The following is a 24,016-nucleotide window of genomic DNA, read 5'->3' on the forward strand; positions in this document are numbered from 1 at the left end:
CCGCCCCCGCACCCCCGCGCCTCAATCGCCGGCGAGGCTGACGTTGCCAGGCAACTTCAGCCCGCCCGGCGTTTGAGGGCACCGCGCGGAGCGCGGTACGCCGCCCGCAGGGCGGCACGGGGTCCGGGGCCCGCCCCGGTTTCGGGAAGGGGCGGGGTGGGGAACGGGCCCCGCGCAGCGGCCTCCATGCGCGCGTACCGGGTGCAGCCCGACCCCACCCGACCTCGCCCGACAACGTGCCGAGGCCGGCGGGGCCTGGCACGGTCCGGGCCGCGGGTGTCGGCGAGGCCGGAAAGGCCAGCCGGCGGGGTCGGCGGGGCCTGGCACGGTCCGGGCCGCGGGTATCGGCGAAGCCGGAAGAGCCAGCGGCGAGGTCAGCAGGACCCGGCGCGTGCCGGGCCCCCGCGCCTCAAACGCCAGTGGGGCCGGCGTTCCGGCAAGGCCGGGGTGCGTCCGTCCGCGGGGTCTCGGAAAAGCCGGCGGGCCCGGTCACAGGTGTGGCCGGGCCCGCAGGGTCAGGGCGTGCTACGCCTTGCGGAGGCGGAACGTCAGGGACAGGCCCTCGTCCGTGAACGGCGCACCGTACGTGTCGTCCGGTGCCCCGCCCTCCGCGAAGTCCGTCGCCAGCACCTCGTCCGCGATCAGCGACGCATGGTCCGCCAGGGCCGAGGTGACCTCGGGGTCCTCGGAGGTCCAGCGGAGGGCGATACGGTCCGCGACGTCCAGGCCGCTGTTCTTGCGGGCCTCCTGGATGAGGCGGATCGCGTCACGGGCCAGACCGGCCCGGCGCAGCTCGGGCGTGATCTCGAGGTCCAGCGCGACCGTCGCACCGGAGTCGGAGGCGACCGACCAGCCCTCCCGCGGCGTCTCCGTGATGATGACCTCTTCCGGGGACAGCGTGATCGTCTCGCCGTTGACGTCGAGGGTCGCCTCGCCGGACCGCAGCGCCAGGGAGAGCGCGGCGGCGTCCGCGGCGGCGACCGCCTTGGCCACGTCCTGGACGCCCTTGCCGAAGCGCTTGCCCAGCGCACGGAAGTTGGCCTTGGCCGTGGTGTCCACGAGCGAGCCGCCGACCTCGGACAGGGACGCCAGCGAGGAGACGTTCAGCTCCTCCGTGATCTGCGCCTGCAGCTCCTCGGAGAGCGCCGAGAAGCCGGTCGCCGCCACCAGGGCCCGCGACAGGGGCTGGCGGGTCTTCACGCCCGACTCGGCACGCGTCGCGCGGCCCAGCTCGACCAGCCGGCGCACGAGTGCCATCTGGGTCGACAGCGTCGGGTCGATGGCGTCGAGGTCGGCCTCCGGCCAGGAGGACAGGTGGACGGACTCGGGGGCGTCCGGCGCGACCGGGACGATCAGGTCCTGCCAGACCCGCTCGGTGATGAACGGCGTCAGCGGTGCCATCAGGCGCGTGACGGTCTCCACCACGTCGTGCAGCGTCCGCAGCGCCGCCGCGTCACCCTGCCAGAAGCGGCGGCGCGAGCGGCGCACGTACCAGTTCGACAGGTCGTCGACGAAAGCGGAGAGCAGCTTGCCGGCACGCTGGGTGTCGTACGCCTCCATCGCCTGCGTGACCTGGTCCACCAGGGCGTGCAGCTCGGAGAGCAGCCACCGGTCGAGGACCGTGCGCTCCGCCGGGGCCGGGTCGGCGGCCGAGGGGGCCCAGCCCGCGGTGCGGGCGTACAGGGCCTGGAAGGCCACCGTGTTCCAGTACGTCAGCAGGGTCTTGCGCACGACCTCCTGGATCGTGCCGTGGCCCACGCGCCGTGCCGCCCACGGCGAGCCACCGGCCGCCATGAACCAGCGGACCGCGTCGGCGCCGTGCTGGTCCATCAGCGGGATCGGCTGAAGGATGTTGCCCAGGTGCTTGGACATCTTGCGGCCGTCCTCGGCGAGGATGTGGCCGAGGCAGACCACGTTCTCGTAGGACGACTTGTCGAAGACCAGCGTGCCGACGGCCATCAGCGTGTAGAACCAGCCGCGGGTCTGGTCGATCGCCTCCGAGATGAACTGCGCCGGGTAGCGCTTCTCGAAGATCTCCTTGTTCTTGTACGGATAGCCCCACTGCGCGAACGGCATCGAACCCGAGTCGTACCAGGCATCGATCACCTCCGGCACACGCGTCGCGGTGCCGGAGCACTGCGGGCAGTCGAAGGTGACCGCGTCGATGTACGGGCGGTGCGGGTCCAGGCCGGACTGGTCGGTCCCCGTCAGCTCGGACAGCTCCGCGAGCGAGCCGACGCAGGTGAGGTGGTCGTCCTCGCAGCGCCAGATCGGCAGCGGCGTGCCCCAGTAGCGGTTACGGGACAGGGCCCAGTCGATGTTGTTGTTGAGCCAGTCCCCGTAGCGGCCCTGCTTGACCGAGTCGGGGAACCAGTTCGTGGCCTCGTTCTCCGCCAGCAGCCGGTCCTTGACGGCCGTCGTGCGGATGTACCAGGACGGCTGCGCGTAGTACAGCAGCGCGGTGTGGCAGCGCCAGCAGTGCGGGTAGCTGTGCTCGTACGGGATGTGCTTGAAGAGGAGACCGCGGGCCTCGAGGTCGGCGGTCAGCGCCTCGTCCGCCTTCTTGAAGAAGACGCCGCCGACCAGCGGCACGTCCTCCTCGAAGGTGCCGTCGGGGCGGACCGGGTTCACGACCGGCAGGCCGTAGGAGCGGCAGACCTTGAGGTCGTCCTCACCGAACGCGGGGGACTGGTGGACCAGACCCGTACCGTCCTCGGTGGTCACGTAGTCGGCGTTGACCACGTAGTGGGCCTCCGCCGGGAACTCCACCAACTCGAACGGGCGCTGGTACGTCCAGCGCTCCATCTCCGCCCCGGTGAACGTCTGCCCGGTGGCCTCCCAGTCCTCGCCGAGGGCCTTCTCCAGCAGTGGCTCGGCGACGACGAGCTTCTCCTCGCCGTTCGTCGCCACGACGTACGTGACCTCGGGGTGCGCGGCGACCGCCGTGTTGGACACCAGGGTCCACGGGGTCGTCGTCCACACCAGGAGCGCGGCCTCACCCGCGAGCGGGCCGCTCGTCAACGGGAAGCGCACGAAGACGGAGGGGTCGACGACCGTCTCGTAGCCCTGCGCCAGCTCGTGGTCGGACAGGCCGGTGCCGCAGCGCGGGCACCAGGGCGCGACGCGGTGGTCCTGGACCAGCAGGCCCTTGTTGAAGATCTCCTTCAGCGACCACCACACCGACTGGATGTAGTCCGGGTCCATGGTGCGGTAGGGGTCGTCGAGGTCGGTCCAGTAACCCATGCGGGTCGTGAGCTCGGCGAAGGCGTCCGTGTGCCGGGTCACCGACTCACGGCACTTGGCGTTGAACTCGGCGATGCCGTACGCCTCGATGTCCTTCTTGCCGGAGAAGCCGAGTTCCTTCTCGACGGCGAGCTCGACCGGCAGGCCGTGGCAGTCCCAGCCGGCCTTGCGGCCCACGTGGTAGCCGCGCATGGTGCGGAAGCGGGGGAAGACGTCCTTGAAGACGCGGGCCTCGATGTGGTGCGCGCCGGGCATGCCGTTCGCCGTGGGCGGGCCCTCGTAGAACACCCACTCGGGGCGGCCCTCGGACTGCTCGAGGCTCTTGGTGAAGATCTTGCTCTCGCGCCAGAAGTCGAGCACGGCGTGCTCGAGCGCGGGCAGGTCGACCTGGGCCGGCACCTGACGGTACTGGGGCGGTGTCATCTACGAACTCCTCCGGCGGACAGTTTTTCTTCCGTCGGAGGGACGAGAGCGCCGATGCTGCGCGGCTCCCGCGGTACCACCCTCCTTGGCGGTGCACAGGTCACCGCCCCCTCATTGGGGTCGCGACGCCGGTTCTACCGGCCACGGGATCCCCGCGGCTTTCTTCCGGCGGCTCCGGGGTGATGCTTCACGTCGCGCTCGCCCCCGGGCTCTCACCGTCCCCGGGTCGCTCATGGCTGCGTACGACGCTACTCGTCCCCATCCACGCCTTTCGCTGGGCCCAGTGTACGGGCCTCGACGTCGAGCGTCCGACCGCTTTTCGACCGCGGCGCGGTTGACCCGAATGGCCACACCCGTGACATGGACGTCCTCCGGGGGTGCGGTGCGGTGTCCATGGCGGATTACCTGGCGGAGAGCTGGGCACAACCGATGCAGTCCCGGCTTCTCGCAGCGCGGGGCGGGCCGAACCGGCGGCGTGCCCCGTTGCCGCGGGGCTGGGGTCGATTTATCGTCCCAGCACGATTCGCGAGCAAGATCACAATATGTGAAGGGGCCGCGGCCATGGTGGCGAAGAAGACTGCCGGGAAGACGGCGTCCGCGCGTTCCGCCGCCGCGGGGGCGACGTCCGGGAGGCCGGCCTCCCGGGAACCCTCCGGGAAGAAGGCCGCGCCCCGGAAGTCCACGTCACGGACGGCCGGCACCGCCGCGGAGCCGGTGGCCCGTAAGACGGCCGCCACGGGAGCGCCGGGCACGGCGGCACGCTCCACCGGCGGGTCCGCGTCGCGCAAGACGTCCGGCGGCGGGACTCCGGCGAAGAGGACGACGGCGAGCGGGTCGACAGCCAGGAAGACCCCGGCGAAGAAGGCGGTGGCCGAGGAAGTGGCGGGGAAGGCCCCGGCGGCCCCCGCGAAGAAGACGACCGAGCCGGCAGCCGACAGCACGACAGCCAAGGAGCCCTCAGCGAAGACGACCACGACCACGACGAGCACCACCCGTACCGGGGCCGGCGCCAAGAAGGCGGCGGCCGACGTGCCGCCCGCGGCCGACGAGGCCGCAGCCGGGCAGCCGGCAGCCGCAGCGGCCCCGGCCGGGAAGGAGCCTGCCAGGACCAGGAAGCCGGCCGCCGCCGGCAAGGCCGGTGCCAAGAAGGCGGCCGGCGAGAAGCCGGCCACCGTCGGTGAGGCGGCGGCCGGGACCAGGAAAGCGCCCGGGAAGAAGGCGGCCGCCAAGGCCAGGAAGACCGCCCCGGCCAGGAAGGGTGTGGCAGAGGACGCCGCCGAGGCAGGGCCGACCGAGAACGCCGACGCCGCGGCGGCCGGGACCGAAAAAGCGCCCGGCAAGAAGGCGGCCGCCAAGGCCAGGAAGACCGCCCCGGCCAAGAAGGGTGTGGCAGAGGACGCCGCCGAGGCGGGGTCGGGCAAGAACGCCGTCGCCGCGGCGGACGGCGCCGAGAAGGCGGCGCCGGCGAAGAGGACCACGGCCCGCAGGGCCGGGAAGAAGGCCGGTACGGACGCCGATCCGGCGCCCGTACCGGTGACCACGGAGGTCGCCGACCGGGCGACCGCCGCGACACAGGCCGCGCCCGCGGCCGAGGGGGCGGCCGAGGCCGCGAAGCAGACAGGAGCCAGGACGGTGGCAGCGAAGAAGACCGCGGGTAGGGCATCAGGCGCAGGCGGGAGCGCGGTGGCGGTTCCCACGGCCGGTGCGGCGGCCGCGACACCGCCGGGCGAGCTGGCGGTGCGGCCCGGTGAGGATCCATGGACCCAGGCTGAGGTGGACGAGGCGCGGGCCGAGCTCGAAGGCGAGGCGGCGCGGCTGAACGCGGAGATCACGTCCTCGGAGGCGGCGCTCGCAGGGCTGATGCGGGACTCCGGCGACGGCGCCGGCGACGACGAGGCCGACACCGGCGCGAAGAACATCACGCGCGAGCACGAGATGGCGCTCGCGGCCAACGGCCGCGAGATGCTCGAGCAGACGGAGCGCGCTCTGCAGCGGCTCGACACCGGGACGTACGGTCGGTGCGAGAGCTGCGGCAAGGCGATCGGCAAGGCCCGTATGCAGGCGTTCCCGCGGGCGACCCTGTGCGTGGAGTGCAAGCAGAAGCAGGAACGCAGGGGCTGACCGCGCGGAGGCGTGCCGTACCCTCGTCCTCAGTCAGGAACCTAGGGTTGAGGGACTCACGTGGCAGAGGCGGAGCGCATCATCGGTACGCCAGATGTTGACGACGAGGCTGCGGCGCCCGCCGAGCCGCCGAAGGGCAAGCGCAAGATCGCCGTGCTGTTCGCGGTGGCGCTCATCGCCTATCTGCTCGACCTCGGCAGCAAGCTGCTCGTGGTGGCCAAGCTGGAGCACCACGAGCCGATCGAGATCATCGGCGACTGGCTGAAGTTCGAGGCGGTACGGAACCCGGGCGCCGCGTTCGGCATGGGTGAGGCCTTCACCATCATCTTCACCTTCATCGCGGCGACCGTGATCGTCGTGATCGTGCGGCTGGCGCGCAAGCTCTACAGCGGTCCGTGGGCGGTCGCCCTCGGCCTGCTGCTGGGCGGGGCGCTCGGCAACCTGACGGACCGGATCTTCCGCTCGCCCGGCGTCTTCGAGGGCGCGGTCGTGGACTTCATCGCGCCCGCGCACTTCGCCGTCTTCAACCTCGCGGACTCCGCGATCGTGTGCGGCGGTGTCCTCATCGTGCTGCTGTCGTTCAAGGGTCTGGACCCCGACGGGACAGTCCACAAGGACTGACAAGGCATACTCGACGGGTGAGTACGATTCCCGAGTTCCGCACCCTGCCCGTACCCGACGGCCTGGAGGGTGAGCGTGTGGACGCCGCCATCTCCCGGATGTTCGGGTTCTCCCGTACGAAGGCTGCTGAGCTGGCCGCTGCCGGGAAGGTGCAGGTCGACGGCTCGGTCGTCGGAAAGTCCGAGCGTGTGCACGGCGGCGCCTGGCTCGAGGTGGAGATGCCGCAGGCCCCCGCACCCGTACAGATCGTCGCAGAGCCCGTCGAGGGCATGGAGATCGTGCACGACGACGACGACATCGTCGTGATCGTCAAGCCGGTCGGCGTGGCCGCGCATCCCAGCCCCGGCTGGACCGGCACCACCGTCATCGGCGGTCTCGCGGCCGCCGGTTACCGCATCTCCACGTCGGGCGCCTCCGAGCGACAGGGCATCGTGCACCGTCTCGACGTGGGCACGTCCGGCCTGATGGTCGTGGCCAAGTCCGAGCGCGCGTACACGTTGCTGAAGCAGCAGTTCCGGGAACGCGTCGTCGACAAGCGCTACCACGCGTTGGTGCAGGGCCACCCGGACCCGCTCAGCGGCACCATCGACGCCCCCATCGGCCGGCACCCCACCGCGGACTACAAGTGGGCGGTCACGGCGGAGGGCAAGCCCTCGGTGACGCACTACGACCTGATCGAGGCCTTCCGCGCGGCCTCGCTGCTGGACATCAAGCTGGAGACGGGCCGCACCCACCAGATCCGGGTGCACATGGCCGCGCACCGCCACCCCTGCGTGGGCGACCTGACGTACGGGGCCGACCCCACGATGGCGAAGCGGCTCGGTCTGACCCGGCAGTGGCTGCACGCCGTGCGACTGGGCTTCGAGCACCCGTCGGACGGGCAGTGGGTGGAGTACGAGAGCACCTACCCGGCCGACCTCCAGCAGGCGCTGGACCGGATCGAGGCGGAGAGCGCGTGACGGTGTACAGCGTGCGGGTGGCAGTGGGTCAGGCCGACCGCGAGGCGTGCTTCTCCGTCCGCAAGGAGGTCTTCGTCGCCGAGCAGCAGGTGCCCGAGGAGATCGAGTACGACGCGTACGACGCCGAGGACGCGGACACCATCCATGTGCTGGCCGTGGCCGAGGACGGCCGCCCGCTCGGTACCGGGCGGCTGCTGCACGGCGCTTCGGCGCTCAAGAAGACCGGCGGCGATCTTACGGTCGGCTCCCTCGGCAGGCTCGCCGTCAGCAAGGCGGCGCGCGGCCTCGGGGTGGGGATCGCGCTCGTGCGGGCCATAGAGGAGGCGGCCCGGACGCGCGGACTCGCGGCCGTGGACCTGCACGCGCAGACCCATGCGCTCGGTTTCTACGAGCGGCTCGGGTACGCGGCCTACGGCTCCGAGTTCCTGGACGCGGGCATTCCGCACCTGGCGATGCGTCGGGCCCTCTAGGGCCAGCCCGGGAACGGTCCGCGGGCAGGCACCGCCGGTGCTCCGGCCCCGTCAGCCGCGGCCCGTGCGGGGGGCCTCGTCGCTCGTGGGCGTGTAGTCGCCCGCGTTGTTGCTGTGGATCTCCTCCGCCCGCGGGGGAGCGGCCTGCCGCGGCCACTGGCCGTCCGGCGGCAGGGAGGCCGATGCCGTGGCGATCCGGGGCAGGGCGTACGGGTGCTTCTCGTACAGCCAGGCGATCATCTGCTCCCGCACCGTGCAGCGGGCCGTCCAGATGTCGTCGGCGTCCTTCGCGGTCACGACCGCGCGGACCTCGATCGTGCTGGGTGTGGTGTCCGTCACGGCCAGGCTCCAGTCCCTGCCGTCCCAGGCCTTGCAGCCGGCGAGGATCTCCTGGAGCTTCTCGCGCATCAGGGCGACCGGTGCCGAGTGGTCCAGCTGGAAGTAGACCGTCCCCGTCATCTGTGCCCCGCCGCGCGACCAGTTCTCGAACGGCTTGCTCGTGAAGTACGACACCGGCATGGTGATGCGGCGCTCGTCCCACGTCCGTACCGCGAGGAACGTGAGGGTGACCTCCTCCACGACGCCCCATTCGCCGTCCACCACCACCGTGTCGCCGATGCGGACCATGTCGCCGAAGGCGATCTGGAAGCCGGCGAAGAGATTGCCCAGGGTGGACTGGGCCGCGACACCGGCGACGATGCCGATGATGCCCGCGGACGCCAGCATCGAGGCGCCGAACTTCTCCATGCCGGGGAACGTCAGCAGCATCGCGGCGACGGCGACCACCGCGACGACGGCCGTGACGATCCGCATGATCAGCGTGATCTGGGTCCGCACCCGCCGTACCCGGGCGGGGTCGCGGGTGGAGGACGCGTAACGGGTGTACGAGGACTCCACGGCGGCGGACACGATGCGCGTCACCAGCCAGGCGCTCGCGCCGATCAGGACCAGCGAGAGCACATGCCCGATGAGCGCCTCGTGGCGCTCGACGAGCGACCAGCGGGTCTCCCGGTAGGCACCCCTCAACAGGGCCCCGAGGACCACCACCTGGAGCGGCAGCCGACAGCGGCGCAGCATGTCCCACAGGGGTGTCTCCGGGTGGCGGTCGTCGATCCGGCGCAGCACGCGGTCGACGGCCCAGCCGAGCGCGAGGGTGAGCAGGACCGCTCCGCCGACAACGGCCGTCGGGCGCAATATGTTCTCCATGTCTCCGTAACTCCGTGCCGGTGAAGGCGGCTGGCAGGATGGCCGGATGAACGTCATCCTTTTCCATTCGACCTTCGGTCTGCGCCCCGCGGTGCACGCGGCCGCGGACCGGCTGCGTGCCGCAGGGCACGAGGTGCGCGTGCCCGACCTGTTCGAGGGGCAAACCGCCGGGACCGTCGAGGAAGGCAGAGATCTCAGGGAGAAGATCGGCACGGACGAGCTGCTGCGGCGGGCGATCCACGCCGCCGCGCCCCACTCCGACCAGGGGTTGGTCTATGCCGGGTTCTCGCTCGGCGGGGCGCTCGCGCAGAACCTCGCGCTCGGTGACGAGAAGGCGCGCGGGCTGCTGCTTCTCCACGGCACGTCCGACATCGCGGAGGGCGCGAGCGTGGACGGTCTGCCGGTGCAGTTGCACGTCGCGGACCCGGATCCGTTCGAGCCGCACGACTGGCTGAACACCTGGTACCTGCGGATGCAGCGGGCGGGCGCGGACGTGGAGGTGCACCGCTATCCGGGGGCCGGGCATCTGTTCACCGACCCCGATCTGCCCGACTACGACGAGACTTCGGCGGAGCAGACCTGGCGGACGGCCCTCGGGTTCCTGGAGACGCTCTGACGGGCGGACGGACGAGCACGTCGGTCCGCCCGGTACGTGAGGTCGAGCACCTCGGTACGTGACATCGGGAACGGCGGTCCGCCCGGCGCGCACAGGGCGCGCCGGGCGGACCTGTCGGAGCGGCAGGATCAGGCGCGGTACGCCGTCCAGTGGTCCTTCATCCGCTGCACCTGGCCCGAGGTGAACTGGTACATGCAGGCGTCGTACGTGTAGTCCATGAAGTTGTGGATCGGGTCCACACCGGTCTTGCTGGCGCAGCTGTCACGGCCCGTGGGGCAGGCGTACGCCGGGCTCTTCTCGGCCGGGGTGTCGGTGACGTAGTCGCCGTTGCCGTTACAGCCGCCCTGGAAGGTGTGGTAGAGCCCCATCCAGTGGCCGACCTCGTGGGTGGCGGTGTCGCCCTCGTCGTAGTTGGCGGCCGAACCGCCGGGCAGCGATGCGTCGAGCACGACCACGCCGTCCATGGACGGGTTGGAGTTGTACGAGGACGGGAAGGTCGCCCAGCCGAGCAGGCCGCCGCCCAGCTTGGCGGTGTAGAAGTTCAGCGCGCCGGCGCCGCCCTGGCGGAGGGTGGACTTCATCTGCTTCTCGGCGGTGGAGCCCGAAGTCAGGTTGTACCACGACGCGTTGTTCGTGTAGTCGGTGCCGGCCAGGGTGAACTGGAAGCTGGAGTCGACGTTGCCGGTGCCCTGGCCCGCGTAGGCCGCGTTCAGGACCGCGAGCTGGCTGCTGATCTGCGCGGCGGTGAGCTTGCCCGTCTCGCCGTCGTGGATGACGTGGAAGTAGACCGGGATCGTCGTCGCGGCGGCGGCGGAGAGGTCACGGCCGGTGGTGCGGGCGGCGTCGAGCCGCTTCTTGAGGTCCGCGTCCATGGCCTTCGCCTTGGCCTCGGAGATCTCGTTGGGCTCGTGGGCGTGGCCGGCGCCGGGACGGGTCTCACGGGCGGCGGCGCCGGCGTGCGCGTCCTCGGCGCACTCCTCGGCGGAGGAGGTGGCCGAAACGGCCGCCTTCGGCGCGGCGACGCTGCCCGGGGCGGAGAGCGGAGCGATGGCCAGGGTTCCGGCCATGATCGCCGTACCGACTGCGCGGTGGCGCAGCCGGGGGGATATACGGGCAAGAGCGCGCATTACGTCTCCTCGCGGGGGGTTGTGAAGGGGGCCTTTCCTGGCCACCGCCGGGGAGATTACGGGTGCATGTCAGATCTTGATGAGGACCCTTCAAGCCCAATCAATCCAAGGGTGATTACGGACATCGGGGAGAAACGTTTCGGCCGTGTCCGGGGTTTGAGATACGCACGTAACGAATGCAGTGACGACGACGGGTGGTGTGTCCGCATTGATGGTGCGGAACACGCCACCCGTCGTGATGATGTGATCTTCCGTTAACGTGTCGCTGCGTGGCTGGAAATCGCCCCTAGCGCACGGGCTGGTTCACCCGCTCGACCTTCTGGGTTCCACTGAGCGTCCGGTAGGAGCGGGACCACGACGACGATGCGTCCTGCTTCGTCCGGTCGGAGATCGTGTAGTAGTCCATCTGCGAGCGTTCGGCGGTCACGTCGAGCACGCCGTAGCCGTGGGCGTCCATGTCGACCCACTTCACATGGCGGTTGGCGGCGCGCACCGCCGCCGACGCGACCAGCGAGACGGTCCCCGGCGCGACATGGAGGATGTCGTCCAGGTTGTCCGAACTCACCGACGTCACGACGAACTCGGTCGCCGCGGACGCCGAGAGCGGATACGTCGCCGCCCTGACCGGGACGTCGTTCGCCCACGCCATGTGGATGTCGCCGGTGAGGAAGACGGTGTTCTCGATGCCGTTCCGCGTCAGGTGGGCCAGCAGTTCCTTGCGGTCGTCCGTGTAGCCGTCCCACTGGTCCACGTTGACGGCCAGCCCCTCCTTGGGCAGGCCCATCAACTCGGCTATCGGCTCCAGCAGGTGCGCGGGAAGCGAACCGAACGCGACCGGCGAGATCATCACCGAGGTGCCGACCAGCTGCCACGACGCGCCGGAGGCGGTGAGGCCGGACTTCAGCCAGTCCAGCTGTGCCCGGCCGGTGAGCGTGCGGTCCGGGTCGTCCACATCGCCGTTGCCGATGCCCGACTGCTGCGAGCGGAAGGAACGCAGGTCCAGCAGATGCAGATCCGCGAGCTTGCCGAAGCGCAGCCGCCGGTAGACGGTGCCCTCGGTGGACGTGCGCACCGGCATCCACTCGAAGTACGCCTGCTTGGCCGCCGCGACCCTGGCCGCCCATTCACCCTCGGCGCCGGGCGTGTGGTTCTCCGCGCCGCCCGACCAGGCGTCGTTGGCCAGCTCGTGGTCGTCCCAGATCGCGATCAGCGGGTGCGCGGCGTGCAGCGCCTGGAGGTCGGCGTCCGTCTTGTAGGTGGCGTGCCGCAGCCGGTAGTCGGCGAGCGTCACGATCTCGTGCAGCGGCGCGTGCTTCCGTACGCCGTACTCCTCGGCCGGGTAGCCGCCGGCGGCGTACTCGTAGATGTAGTCGCCGAGATGCAGGACCGCGTCGAGGTCGCCGCGGGCCGCCAGGTGCCGGTACGCGGAGAACCAGCCGGCCTCCCAGTTGGCGCACGACACCACGCCGAAGCGCACGCCCGGCGTGGCCGCGTCGGTGGCGGGGGCGGTACGGGTGCGGCCCGCGGGGGAGACGGCGTCACCGGCGGTGAAGCGGTACCAGTAGGAGGTTCCCGGACGCAGACCGCGCACATCCACCTTGACGGTGTGGTCGGAGGCCGCCTTCGAGACGGTGGTGCCGCGGGCCGCGATCCTGGTGAAGCCCAGGTCCTCGGCGACCTCCCAGGCCACCTCGGTGTCGGCGCCCCTGCCGGAACCGGGCAGGGCGTCCGCGCTCGGAGTGACGCGGGTCCACAGCAGCACGCCGTCGGGCAGCGGGTCGCCGGAGGCGATGCCGTGGAGGAATACGGGAGCCTGGTCCGCCGCGCCGGCGGGGGAGGCGGTGGCCGCGAGAACGGGTGCGGCGACAGCGGTGGCGGCAGCGGCCTTGACGACCGTGCGGCGACTGGGAGTTGAGGAAAATCGACTGGTCACGGCCGATCAGACTACTGATCAGTACGTCGAACGGGCGGGCGAACGGAAAAAGTTCGCCCGCCCATCCGGAGCGGTAAACCAGCGCTTCGCCCTCCGGACCGCCCACGGCTCCCGGGAGGGCGGGGATCAGCCTGCCAGCGCCTTGTCCATCGCCGTGCTGAACTCCTCCACCGTCATGGGCGCGTTGTCGCTGCCCTCCGCGGTGACCTTCTTGCCGTCCATCTTCAGCGTCGGAGTGCCGTTGACGCCGCTCTTGTCGAACGTCTCCGACATCTTCATGGCCCAGGCGTCGAACGTCCCGTCCTCGACGTTCTTCTTGAACTCCGCGTTGCTCTTGAGCGCGGGCACCGAGTCCGCGACCTTGAGGAGGTAGGAGTCCTCGGCGAACTTGTCGTCGCTCTCCTCGGGGTGGAACTCGGCCGAGTACAGCGCCGACTTGTAGGCGAGGAAGGCATCGGGGCTCACGTTCAGCGCGGCGCCGAGCGCGCTCAGCGCGTTCTTGGAGCCCTCGCCGTTGGTGGCGTCGTCGATGAAGGTGGCGCCGATGTACTTGACCTTGTACTTGCCGGCCTCGACGTCCTTGTCGACCGTCTCTCCGACCGCCTGCTCGAAGGTCGCGCAGACCGGGCAGCGCGAGTCCTCGTACAGCTCCAGCGTCTTCTTCGCGCTGTCCTTGCCGACGACGACGGTCGTCCCGTTCTTGCCCGAGGTGTTCTTCGGCGCGGTGACGTTCGACTGCTCGGCCACCGACTCCCAGTGGCCGGGCTTGTTCGCCTGCATGATGCCGAAGCCGATACCGCCGGCGACGGCGAGCACCGCGATGCCCGAGCCTATGACGACGAGCTGCCGGCGGACCTTGTCCTTCCTGGCCTGCCGCTCGCGCTCCTCGCGCAGCCGCTCGCGTGCCGCCGCCTTGTTGGCCTGGCTGTTGCGCTTGCTCATGATGATTCACTCCGTGTGGGGTCGTGCGGGGACGAAAGAAAAGGGGGATCTCCGGTTCAGGCGCAGAGTGCGACCGGAACGGGTGGTCCCCTCCGTCCCACGGAGTGCACCAGCAGACGGGTGCGGGAAGAGCGCGGCAGGTACCGGCCAGGACGTGACACCGGCCGCGCGGGGCCCGGTGTGTGCACCGCGGCCACCGCCAGCAGCAGCGGCCGGAAGGCGACGGCGCCGACCGCCCGCACCAGAGCGGCCACCGCCGCCTCGCCGCGCCGCAGCCAGGCCGCGGCCAGCAGGCCGACACAGACGTGGGCGGCCAGCAGCAGCCAGGGCTGCGCCGGGTCGGGACTGTTCAGCACAGCCGCGAGGCCCTGCTCGTCCCCGGGCAGCGCCGTGCCCGGCAGCGTCGAGCCGACCTCGCCGCCGCACAGCACGTCGAACCCGACGGCACGCAGCGAACCCGCGACCGGTCCGCCCGCGGGGCCGTAGCAGACATGCTGGCCGGTGGTGAAGACCGTGTCCGCGGCCAGCTCCAGCGGGATCAGCAGCCCGGCTATGCGCCAGAACCCGCGCTCCCTGCCCGACAGCGCGAAGGCGGCGGCGAACACGGCCGCGACGAGGGCGGCGACGGTGGACAGCGGAAGCGGGGCGCGGGACAGCAGCACATGGGAGGCGGCGGACAGCGTCACGACCAGTGCCGTGAAGATCGCTGCCCGCAGCCCCCTGAGCCGCGTCCCGGACATGTCCATCGCCGCCGAGTGTGCCATGCGTTCCTTAAGAGCCTCTTAAAAGAGGAGCCCGTCAAGATCTCCGGCCGGGCGCCCGCGCCTACAGGCCCGGGATCCGGCCGTTGCGGAACAGGTCGACGAAGATCTGATGGTCGGCCCGGGCCCTCGCGCCGTAGCGGTGCGCGAAGTCCACGAGCAGGTCGCCGAAGCCCTCCTCGTCCGCGGCGATCGCCGCGTCGATGGCCCGCTCGGTGGAGAACGGCACCAGGGAGTGGCCGCTCTCGTCGTCGGCGGCGGCGTGCATGGTCGCCGTCGCACGGCCGAGGTCGGCGACGACGGCGGCGATCTCGTCCAGCTCGTCGATGTCGGACCAGTCGAGATCCACCGCGTACGGCGAGACCTCCGCCACCAGCTGGCCGGAGCCGTCCAGCTCCGTCCATCCCAGCCACGGGTCGGCGTGGTCCTGGAGGGCGCGCTGCGAGATGACCGTGCGGTGCCCCTCGTGCTGGAAGTACTCGCGGACCTCCCGGTCGGTGATGTGCCGGGAGACCGCCGGGGTCTGGGCCTGCTTCATGTAGATCACGACGTCGTTCTCCAGGGCGTCGCTGTTGCCCTCCAGCAGGATGTTGTACGAGGGCAGACCGGCCGAGCCGATACCGATGCCGCGCCGGCCCACGACGTCCTTGACGCGGTAGGAGTCGGGGCGGGTCAGGCTGGAGTCCGGCAGCGTCTCCAGATAGCCGTCGAAGGCGGCCAGGACCTTGTACCGGGTCGCCGCGTCCAGCTCGATCGAGCCGCCGCCGGACGCGAACCGGCGCTCGAAGTCACGGATCTCGGTCATCGAGTCCAGCAGCGAGAACCGGGTCAGCGAACGCGCCATCCGCAGCGCGCCCAGCAGCGGCCCGTCCGCCGTGTCCAGCGTGAAGGGCGGTACGTCGTCCTCCTTCGCGCCGGTGGCCAGGGCGTGGACGCGCTCCCGGTAGGCGGCCGCGCAGATCCGCACCAGTTCCGTGATCCGCTCGTCGCTCAGCGCCTTGGTGTAGCCGATCAGGGCCAGCGAGGCGGCCAGCCGCTTCAGGTCCCAGGTGAAGGGGCCGACGTACGCCTCGTCGAAGTCGTTGACGTTGAAGATCAGCCGGCCGTTGGCGTCCATGTACGTGCCGAAGTTCTCCGCGTGGAGATCGCCGTGGATCCACACCCGGCTCGTCCGCTCGTCCAGGTAGGGGCCGGTGTGCCGGTCCCGCTCCATGTCGTTGTAGAAGAGACAGGCCGTGCCCCGGTAGAACGCGAACGCCGAGGCCGCCATCTTGCGGAACTTGACCCTGAAGGCGGCCGGGTCGGCGGCCAGGAGCTCGCCGAAGGCGGTGTCGAAGACGGCGAGGATCTCCTCGCCGCGCTGTTCGGCGGTGGGCTGCGGGACCGGCATCTCTGAGCGCCTCCTGGTACATGACAAATGGGACAGCATTTCCGCCCCGTCCAACGCATGAAGGTACGCAGGAGTGCCCTCGGAGTGTCAGTGCGGCGACGTAGACTTCCACGCTGTCCCCCAAAGCGGGGGTCTGGGGGTCCGCCCCCAGGAGATTGCAGCCCGGAGGCCCGCCGCCGTGACCAAGCCGCCCTTCACGCACCTTCACGTCCACACCCAGTACTCGCTGCTGGACGGTGCTGCGCGGCTCAAGGACATGTTCGAGGCGTGCAACGAGATGGGCATGACCCATATCGCCATGTCCGACCACGGCAACCTCCACGGGGCGTACGACTTCTTCCACTCCGCCAAGAAGGCCGGCGTCACGCCGATCATCGGCATCGAGGCGTACGTCGCCCCCGAGTCCCGGCGGAACAAGCGCAAGATCCAGTGGGGCCAGCCGCACCAGAAGCGCGACGACGTCTCCGGTTCCGGTGGCTACACCCACAAGACGATCTGGGCGGCGAACGCCACCGGCCTGCACAACCTGTTCCGGCTCTCCTCCGACGCGTACGCGGAGGGCTGGCTGCAGAAGTGGCCGCGTATGGACAAGGAGACCATCGCCCAGTGGTCGGAGGGCCTGATCGCCTCCACCGGCTGCCCCTCCGGAGAGCTGCAGACCAGGCTGCGCCTCGGCCAGTTCGACGAGGCCCTGAAGGCCGCCTCCGAGTACCAGGACATCTTCGGCAAGGACCGGTACTTCCTGGAGCTGATGGACCACGGCATCGAGATCGAGCGCCGCGTCCGCGACGGACTGCTGGAGATCGGCAAGAAGCTCGGCATCCCGCCCCTGGTCACGAACGACTCCCACTACACCTACGCGCACGAGGCCGCCGCCCACGACGCGCTGCTGTGCATCCAGACCGGCAAGAACCTCTCCGACCCCGACCGCTTCCGGTTCGACGGCACCGGCTACTACCTGAAGTCGACCGACGAGATGTACGCGATCGACTCCTCCGACGCCTGGCAGGAGGGCTGCCGCAACACCCTGCTGGTCGCGCAGCAGGTCGACACGGCGGGCATGTTCGAGGCCAAGAACCTCATGCCCAAGTTCGACATCCCCGAGGGCCACACCGAGGTGACGTGGTTCAAGGAGGAGGTCATGCGCGGCATGGAGCGCCGCTTCCCCGGCGGCATCCCGGAGGACCGCCAGAAGCAGGTCGAGTACGAGATGGACGTCATCATCCAGATGGGGTTCCCGGGGTACTTCCTCGTCGTCGCCGACTTCATCATGTGGGCCAAGAACCAGGGCATCGCGGTGGGCCCCGGCCGTGGTTCCGCGGCGGGCTCGATCGTCGCGTACGCCATGGGCATCACCGACCTCGACCCGATCCCGCACGGTCTGATCTTCGAGCGGTTCCTCAACCCCGAGCGCGTCTCCATGCCCGACGTCGACATCGACTTCGACGAGCGCAGGCGCGTCGAGGTGATCAGGTACGTCACGGAGAAGTACGGCGCCGACAAGGTCGCCATGATCGGCACGTACGGCAAGATCAAGGCGAAGAACGCCATCAAGGACTCCGCCCGCGTGCTGGGCTATCCGTACGCGATGGGCGACCGGCTGACCAAGGCCATGCCCGCCGACGTCCTCGGCAAGGGCATCGACCTCAACGGCATCACGGACCCCTCGCACCCGCGGTACAGCGAGGCCGGCGAGATCCGCGCGATGTACGAGAACGAGCCGGACGTGAAGAAGGTCATCGACACCGCCAAGGGCGTCGAGGGCCTGGTCCGGCAGATGGGCGTGCACGCCGCCGGCGTGATCATGTCCAGCGAGACCATCACCGAGCATGTCCCCGTGTGGGTCAGGCACACCGACGGCGTGACCATCACCCAGTGGGACTACCCGCAGTGCGAGTCGCTCGGCCTGCTGAAGATGGACTTCCTCGGCCTGCGCAACCTCACGATCATGGACGACGCCATCAAGATGGTGAAGTCCAACAAGGGCATCGACCTGGAGATGCTCTCCCTGCCGCTCGACGACCCCAAGACCTTCGAGCTGCTCCAGCGCGGTGACACCCTCGGCGTCTTCCAGTTCGACGGCGGGCCCATGCGCTCCCTGCTGCGGCTGATGAAGCCCGACAACTTCGAAGACATCTCCGCCGTGTCCGCGCTCTACCGCCCGGGCCCGATGGGCATGAACTCGCACACCAACTACGCCCTGCGCAAGAACAAGCAGCAGGAGATCACGCCGATCCACCCGGAGCTGGAGGAGCCCCTCCGGGAGGTCCTGGACGTCACCTACGGCCTGATCGTCTACCAGGAGCAGGTGCAGAAGGCCGCACAGATCATCGCCGGGTACTCGCTCGGCGAGGCCGACATCCTCCGCCGCGTGATGGGCAAGAAGAAGCCCGACGAACTGGCGAAGAACTTCGTCCTCTTCCAGAAGGGCGCCCGCGAGAAGGGCTACAGCGACGAGGCCATCCAGGCCCTGTGGGACGTGCTGGTCCCCTTCGCCGGATACGCCTTCAACAAGGCGCACTCCGCCGCGTACGGCCTGGTCTCCTACTGGACCGCCTACCTCAAGGCCAACCACCCCGCCGAGTACATGGCGGCGCTGCTCACCTCGGTCAAGGACGACAAGGACAAGTCGGCCGTCTACCTGAACGAGTGCCGGCGCATGGGCATCAAGGTGCTGCCGCCCAACGTCAACGAGTCCATGTCCAACTTCGCCGCGCAGGGCGACGACGTGATCCTCTTCGGCCTCACCGCCGTGCGCAACGTCGGCCAGAACGTCGTCGAGTCGATCATCAAGACCCGCAAGGCGAAGGGCAAGTACAGCTCCTTCCCGGACTTCCTCGACAAGGTCGAGGCCGTCGTCTGCAACAAGCGCACCGTCGAGTCCCTGATCAAGGCCGGCGCGTTCGACGAGATGGGCCACACCCGCAAGGGCCTGGTCGCCCACCACGAGCCGATGATCGACAACGTGGTCGCGGTCAAGCGCAAGGAGGCCGAAGGGCAGTTCGACCTCTTCGGCGGCATGGGCGAGGAAGTCAGCGACGAGCCGGGCTTCGGGCTCGACGTCGAGTTCTCCGACGTCGAATGGGACAAGTCGTACCTGCTCGCGCAGGAGCGAGAGATGCTCGGCCTCTACGTCTCCGACCACCCGCTCTTCGGCATCGAGCACGTCCTGTCCGACAAGACGGATGCCGCCATCTCCCAGCTCACCGGCGGGGAACACGCGGACGGCGCGGTCGTCACCATCGGCGGCATCATCTCCGGCCTGCAGCGCAAGATGACCAAGCAGGGCAACGCGTGGGCGATCGCGACCGTGGAGGACCTGGCCGGCTCCATCGAGTGCATGTTCTTCCCGGCGACCTACCAGCTCGTCTCCACCCAGCTCGTCGAGGACACGGTCGTGTTCGTCAAGGGCCGGCTCGACAAGCGCGAGGACATCCCGCGACTGGTCGCCATGGAGCTGATGGTCCCCGACCTGTCCTCGGCCGGCACCAACGCGCCGGTCGTGGTGACGATTCCGACGGTCAAGGTCACCCCGCCCATGGTCAGCCGCCTCGGCGAGATCCTCAGCCACCACAAGGGCAACACCGAGGTACGGATCAAGCTCCAGGGCCCCCGCAAGACCACGGTCCTGCGGCTCGACCGGCACCGCGTCCAGCCCGACCCCGCCCTCTTCGGTGACCTCAAGGTACTGCTCGGCCCGTCCTGTCTGGCCGGCTGACCGGTCCCGCACGCAGAAGGGGCGCTCCCGTCGTCACGGGAGCGCCCCTTCTGGCGTTGTGCGATCAGCTTCGGGACGGTCAGTTGTGACCGAAGCGCTTCTGCCGGCCCTTGTGAGCCACGTCGGAAGGTGTGACCGCCTGTGCCCGCTGCTCGGCCTGGGCCTCCATCGAGGAGCTGCGCGCCTGCTGGGTGCCGCGCTCCGCGGGAGAAGCCTTGCTCTGAGTGCGTTCCTGCTTCTTGTTCTTGGCCATGGGATGCCTCCTGTGGGGGTTTAGGGGCCAGGGCCGCGACCAGACTCACATACCCGTAAAACCGCCGCATTTTGGATCATTGCGGACCGTAGTCGCCCCCGGTGGGCCGGTACGCGTCGCGATCCGCCACGCCGATGATCGAGTTCCGGACGTCAACCTTCCCGTGGTCGGGCAGACTCGAAGGAAACCCGCAACAATCCCGGATCTCGAAGCACCGTTGAGCTCCCGAAAGAGGGTGGAACGCGTGGACCGCTGCGTCGTCCTGGTGGACGCCGGCTATCTGCTGGGGGCCGCTGCCAGCCTTCTCGCCGGAGAGCCCGCACGATCGCGGATCACCGTCGACCACGCGTCCCTCATCCAGGGCCTGCGCGAACTCGCGGAAGCCGACACCCGGCAACCCCTGCTGCGGATCTACTGGTTCGACGGCGCCCCCGACCGTGTCCCGCAACCCGAGCACCGGCGGCTGCGGGTGATGCCCCGGGTGACCGTCCGGCTCGGCGCCCTGACCCGAAGCGACGGACGCTGGGCGCAGAAGGGCGTCGACGCGGCGATGCACGCGGAGCTCACCGAACTGGCCAGGAACCGGGCCTGCTCCGACGTGGTCCTGGTGACCGGCGACGGCGACCTGCTGCCCGGCCTGATGTCCGCGAAGGAACACGGGGTCGCCGTCCACCTCTGGGCCGTGCAGGCCGCGGACGGCGACTACAACCAGTCGGAGGACCTCGTCGCGGAGGCCGACGAGCGCCGGGTCCTCGACCGTGCCTGGATCACCCGGGCCGTACGGGCCAAGGAACTCACCGGCATCTGCGCGCCGCCGCCTGTTCCCCGGCCCGAGATCGCGGCCATCCTCTCCGCGCCGCTGCCGGAGTCGGCGCTCGCCGCCGCCGCGGAGCGCGCGGAGGACGCCGTACGCAACGGCAGCAGGACCGCGCCGGCCGAGGACGGCGCACAGCCCGCACCCGCCCCGGCCGGCCCCAAGGGCGGCGGCGTACCCACACCCAAGGACCTCGCCGGGCTGCGGGCCCCCGGCCAGCCCTCCGCCGCCCATCCGGCACCCCATCCGCCGAACGCCACCCTGCGCTGGTCCTCCGACAAGGGCTGGATCGAACGGCCCGGCGGCGGAACGCTGGGCGAACCCCCGGAGACCGCCTCACTGCCCACCCTCGCCCAGCTCACCAGCGCCGAACAGCGCTGGGCCGACCGCGAGGAGGACATCACCACCGTCGGCGGTGATCCCTTCGAGGTCGGCCAGGTCTTCGCGCGGCGCTGGATGGAGCGGCTGCCGGAGAACGGCCACGTACAGAAACTGTCCACGCTCTACCCCCGCATCCCGCACCGCATCGACGGCGAACTGCTGCGCTACGCCGCACGTTTCGGACTTCTCGCGCACAAGGACGACCAGATCGACGAGCACGACCGCTACGCGATCCGGGCCGGCTTCTGGCGGGAGATCGACGTACGGACGGCCGCGGATCACGGCCCGGCGGGTGAGCAGCCGGGGCCCGAGGGCATCCGGGGCGGGCGGACCCCGTAGTCTCGTACCTCGTGAGTACGGTGTGCGTGGTGCGGGATCTGGTCAAGACGTACCCCGCCGCGCGCGGCAGACGGGGCACGCCCGGTACACCCGAGGTGCGTGCCAGCGACGGAATCAGCCTCGAGGTGCGGCGCGGCGAGATCTTCGGGCTGCTCGGACCCAACGGCGCGGGCAAGTCGACCCTGGTGCGACAGCTCACCGGCCTGATGCGCCCCGACGCCGGCACGGTCCACGTCCTCGGCCACGACCTCGTACGCCACCCCGAGCGCGCCGCCCGGCTCATCGGCTACCTCGGCCAGGAGTCCACCGCGCTCGACGAACTGACCGTCGCGCTCGCCGCCGAGACCACCGGGCGGCTGCGCGGACTGTCCGCGCGCGAAGCACGCGCGGAACGGGACGCCGTCCTCGAGGAACTGGGCCTCACCGGCCTCGCCGGCCGCCCCCTCAAGAAACTCTCCGGCGGACAGCGCAGGCTCGCCTGCTTCGCGGCGACCCTGGTGGGCGAGCGGCCGGTCCTGGTGCTGGACGAACCCACCACCGGGATGGACCCCGTCGCACGGCGCGCCGTATGGGCGGCGGTCGACCGGCGCCGCGCCGAACACGGCGCGACGGTGCTCCTGGTCACCCACAACGTCATCGAGGCGGAGACGGTCCTCGACCGGGTCGCCGTCCTCGACCGCGGCCGGGTCATCGCCTGCGACAGCCCGTCCGGGCTGAAGGAACACGTCGCCGGCGAGGTACGGGTCGAGCTGGTGTGGCGCGAGCGTGCCCCGCTCGACGTGCCCGAGGTCGCCGCGCTGCGCGGCTCCGCGCAGGAATCGGGGCGGCGCTGGGTTCTCCGGCTCGCCCCGGAAGAGGCGCGGGCGGCGGTCGCCGCGGTGACCGGCGGCGCGGCCTTCGCGGCGCTCGACGACTTCACCCTGGCCACCCCGAGCCTGGAGGACGTGTACTTGGCACTCGGGGGGAACGCGACGAAGGGGCTGGTCAAGGCGTGAGCATCGTGTCCGCCAAATCCGACGCGGCGGTGTCCGCGCGCCGGACGCCGGCGGAGGAGACCGCCGCCGCGCCTCTCGCCCCGAGAGCGCGGCTGCTGCCGGCGCTGGCGGCCGTGTACCGGGCGCAGCTTTCCCGGGCGCGGGTCGCCCGCATCCCGCTGCTTTTCGTGGCGACGTTCCAGTCCGTCGGGATCATGGTCCTGATGCGGGGCGTCGTCGACGGCGGCGACGAGGCTCGCGCCGTCGTCGCGGGCGCGAGCGTGCTCGTCGTCGCCTTCGTGGCGCTCAACCTGCTCGCCCAGTACTTCGGCCAGCTACGCGCCGGAGGCGGCCTCGACCACTACGCCACCCTGCCGGTGCCGCCCGCGGCGGTGGTGCTCGGCGCGGCGGGCGCGTACGCCTCCTTCACCGTGCCCGGGACGGTGGTGACGGCCGTCGCCGGAAGTGTGCTGTTCGAGCTGCCGCTGACACATTTGTGGGTGCTCGCCGCCGTCATCCCGCTGTCGGGCGCGGCCCTCGCCGGACTGGGCGCGGCCCTCGGCCTGCTGGCGCCCCGCCAGGAAATGGCCACGCTCCTCGGGCAGCTGGGCATGTCGGCGGCGCTGCTGCTCGGCGTGCTGCCGGCCGACCGCCTGCCGGAACCGGTCTCCTACGCGCGTGATCTGCTGCCGTCCACGTACGGGGTCGAGGCCATGGCCCGGACCTTCGACGCCCACCCGGACTGGCCCTCGGTCGCCCTCGACCTCGCGGTCTGCGCGGCCGTCGGCGTCGTCTCCCTGGCGGTCGCGACGTGGGCCTACCGGCGGGCAGCGGTCCGGTGAGGCGTCACCCGGGCGGGCCTGGCACGATGGCGGTGTGACCGCACCTCTGACGCCGCCGCACCAGCCGCACGAACCTTCCCGGGACGACAACGCCTGGCAGGCGCCGCCCACCGGACCGGGTCCGTCCTCGATGTACGCCTACGACCCGGCGAAGGACGAGGCCGAGTCGGCCGCGGAGCTGCGGAAGGACCTGCGGGACTCCGCGCTGATCCTCGTGGCCGTCACGCTCCTGGGCATTGCCCTGGGCTTCCTCTGGCTGTGGCTGGCGCCGCGGGTACCGCTGGTCTCCAACGACGAGGCGGTCTTCCTCAAGGACACCGAGGGCGAGGAGGCGATCGGCGCGGACGGCACGTTCCTGCTGCTGGGCGTCGCCCTCGGTGTGCTGACCGCGGTCGCCGTCTTCCTCTTCCGCAGGCGCGGCGGCATCGCGGTGGTGGTCGCCCTGGCGGTCGGCGCCGTGCTCGGCTCCCTGCTGGGCTGGGGCATCGGCGTGTGGTTCGGCCCGTCGAGGGACGTGGTGGAGCACGCGCGCCAGGTCGGCGAAGGGGTCACCTTCGACGCGTACCTGGACCTGCGGGCGAAGGGGGCGCTGCTGGCGTGGCCGGTGGCCGCGATGGTGGTGCATCTGGGGCTGACGGCGCTGTTCGGGCCGCGGGATCCGGAGCCGGAGGCGGAGTGGCCGACGGGGGCGACGGGGGCGGCTGCGCCCCGGCAGTGACGTTTCCCTGCGGGTGGCGGGCGTGGCCGCTGCGCGGGGGCTTGTCCCCTCCCCGCCCCTTCCCGCTGTACCGATGTGCGGCTCCGCCGCGTGGCGGGCTCCGCCCGGACCCCGTACCGCGCTTCGCGCGGTGCCCTCAATCTCCCCCTACGGCCTGGCGGCCGT

At 70.6% G+C, this 24,016-nt stretch carries 18 protein-coding genes; 10 read left to right on the forward strand and 8 right to left on the reverse strand.

Annotation, left to right across the window (positions count from 1 at the left end):
* Positions 1–525: 525 nt before the first annotated feature.
* Positions 526–3,666: an isoleucine--tRNA ligase gene (gene ileS / locus AB0K36_RS29255; protein ID WP_364600059.1), complete on the reverse strand. Its 3,141-nt coding sequence runs from the start codon at positions 3,664–3,666 to the stop codon at positions 526–528.
* A 561-nt stretch (positions 3,667–4,227) separates the two neighbouring features.
* Here ileS and AB0K36_RS29260 point away from each other — a divergent pair.
* Genes AB0K36_RS29260 through AB0K36_RS29275 form a run of 4 tightly spaced genes read left to right on the forward strand, consistent with a single transcriptional unit; the run spans position 4,228 to position 7,837 of the window.
* On the forward strand, positions 4,228–5,787 hold the full coding sequence (locus AB0K36_RS29260) for a TraR/DksA family transcriptional regulator (protein WP_364600061.1): 1,560 nt from the start codon (positions 4,228–4,230) through the stop codon (positions 5,785–5,787).
* A 60-nt stretch (positions 5,788–5,847) separates the two neighbouring features.
* On the forward strand, positions 5,848–6,408 hold the full coding sequence (lspA, locus tag AB0K36_RS29265; RefSeq protein ID WP_364600063.1) for a signal peptidase II: 561 nt from the start codon (positions 5,848–5,850) through the stop codon (positions 6,406–6,408).
* A gap of 17 nt (positions 6,409–6,425) precedes the next feature.
* Positions 6,426–7,367 carry an RluA family pseudouridine synthase gene (locus AB0K36_RS29270; RefSeq protein WP_364600064.1) on the forward strand — a complete coding sequence of 314 codons (942 nt, stop codon included), beginning with the start codon at positions 6,426–6,428 and terminating at the stop codon, positions 7,365–7,367.
* Complete coding sequence (locus AB0K36_RS29275; protein WP_364600065.1) at positions 7,364–7,837, forward strand: GNAT family N-acetyltransferase; 474 nt, start codon at positions 7,364–7,366, stop codon at positions 7,835–7,837. The genes AB0K36_RS29270 and AB0K36_RS29275 overlap by 4 nt, the downstream gene beginning before the upstream one ends.
* Before the next feature lie 51 nt (positions 7,838–7,888).
* Here AB0K36_RS29275 and AB0K36_RS29280 read toward each other — a convergent pair whose 3' ends face one another.
* The gene (locus tag AB0K36_RS29280) at positions 7,889–9,043 is read right to left on the reverse strand and encodes a mechanosensitive ion channel family protein (RefSeq protein WP_364600067.1); all 1,155 of its coding nucleotides are present in this window, start codon (positions 9,041–9,043) and stop codon (positions 7,889–7,891) included.
* A 46-nt stretch (positions 9,044–9,089) separates the two neighbouring features.
* On the opposite strand from AB0K36_RS29280, the gene AB0K36_RS29285 reads away from it, so the two are divergent.
* Positions 9,090–9,659, forward strand: coding sequence for a dienelactone hydrolase family protein (locus AB0K36_RS29285; protein WP_364600069.1), 570 nt, complete (start codon positions 9,090–9,092; stop codon positions 9,657–9,659).
* Positions 9,660–9,787: 128 nt separating this feature from the next.
* Here AB0K36_RS29285 and AB0K36_RS29290 read toward each other — a convergent pair whose 3' ends face one another.
* The 5 genes from AB0K36_RS29290 to AB0K36_RS29310 form a co-directional block, all read right to left on the reverse strand.
* Positions 9,788–10,786: a zinc metalloprotease gene (locus AB0K36_RS29290; protein ID WP_364600071.1), complete on the reverse strand. Its 999-nt coding sequence runs from the start codon at positions 10,784–10,786 to the stop codon at positions 9,788–9,790.
* Between the two features lie 286 nt (positions 10,787–11,072).
* On the reverse strand, positions 11,073–12,719 hold the full coding sequence (locus AB0K36_RS29295; protein ID WP_364600073.1) for an alkaline phosphatase D family protein: 1,647 nt from the start codon (positions 12,717–12,719) through the stop codon (positions 11,073–11,075).
* Positions 12,720–12,845: 126 nt separating this feature from the next.
* The gene (locus AB0K36_RS29300) at positions 12,846–13,661 is read right to left on the reverse strand and encodes a DsbA family protein (RefSeq protein ID WP_364600075.1); all 816 of its coding nucleotides are present in this window, start codon (positions 13,659–13,661) and stop codon (positions 12,846–12,848) included.
* 56 nt (positions 13,662–13,717) lie between these two features.
* Entirely contained in the window at positions 13,718–14,407 is a 690-nt protein-coding gene (locus tag AB0K36_RS29305; RefSeq protein WP_435877957.1) for a hypothetical protein, read from the reverse strand.
* A gap of 79 nt (positions 14,408–14,486) precedes the next feature.
* Positions 14,487–15,812, reverse strand: a complete 1,326-nt coding sequence (locus AB0K36_RS29310) for a DUF2252 domain-containing protein (RefSeq protein WP_364600079.1) — start codon at positions 15,810–15,812, stop codon at positions 14,487–14,489.
* Positions 15,813–15,990: 178 nt separating this feature from the next.
* Between AB0K36_RS29310 and dnaE the strand changes: the two genes are divergently transcribed.
* Complete coding sequence (dnaE, locus tag AB0K36_RS29315; protein ID WP_364600081.1) at positions 15,991–19,530, forward strand: DNA polymerase III subunit alpha; 3,540 nt, start codon at positions 15,991–15,993, stop codon at positions 19,528–19,530.
* A gap of 79 nt (positions 19,531–19,609) precedes the next feature.
* Here the strand turns inward: dnaE and AB0K36_RS29320 are convergent, their stop codons facing one another.
* Positions 19,610–19,783, reverse strand: coding sequence for a hypothetical protein (locus AB0K36_RS29320; protein ID WP_167306870.1), 174 nt, complete (start codon positions 19,781–19,783; stop codon positions 19,610–19,612).
* 235 nt (positions 19,784–20,018) lie between these two features.
* On the opposite strand from AB0K36_RS29320, the gene AB0K36_RS29325 reads away from it, so the two are divergent.
* From AB0K36_RS29325 to AB0K36_RS29340, 4 genes are read left to right on the forward strand one after another with little or no spacing between them, the layout of a single operon-like run.
* Positions 20,019–21,317, forward strand: a complete 1,299-nt coding sequence (locus tag AB0K36_RS29325) for an NYN domain-containing protein (protein ID WP_364600083.1) — start codon at positions 20,019–20,021, stop codon at positions 21,315–21,317.
* 29 nt (positions 21,318–21,346) lie between these two features.
* Positions 21,347–22,312, forward strand: a complete 966-nt coding sequence (locus tag AB0K36_RS29330) for an ABC transporter ATP-binding protein (RefSeq protein WP_364600119.1) — start codon at positions 21,347–21,349, stop codon at positions 22,310–22,312.
* 5 nt (positions 22,313–22,317) lie between these two features.
* Entirely contained in the window at positions 22,318–23,133 is an 816-nt protein-coding gene (locus tag AB0K36_RS29335) for an ABC transporter permease (protein ID WP_435877958.1), read from the forward strand.
* A 34-nt stretch (positions 23,134–23,167) separates the two neighbouring features.
* A complete protein-coding gene (locus AB0K36_RS29340) occupies positions 23,168–23,851 on the forward strand; it encodes an ABC transporter permease (protein WP_364600087.1) in 684 nt (227 codons plus the stop codon).
* Positions 23,852–24,016: the final 165 nt, after the last annotated feature.

This window comes from Streptomyces kurssanovii (assembly GCF_040677245.1).
Taxonomy (GTDB): Bacteria; Actinomycetota; Actinomycetes; order Streptomycetales; family Streptomycetaceae; genus Streptomyces; species Streptomyces kurssanovii.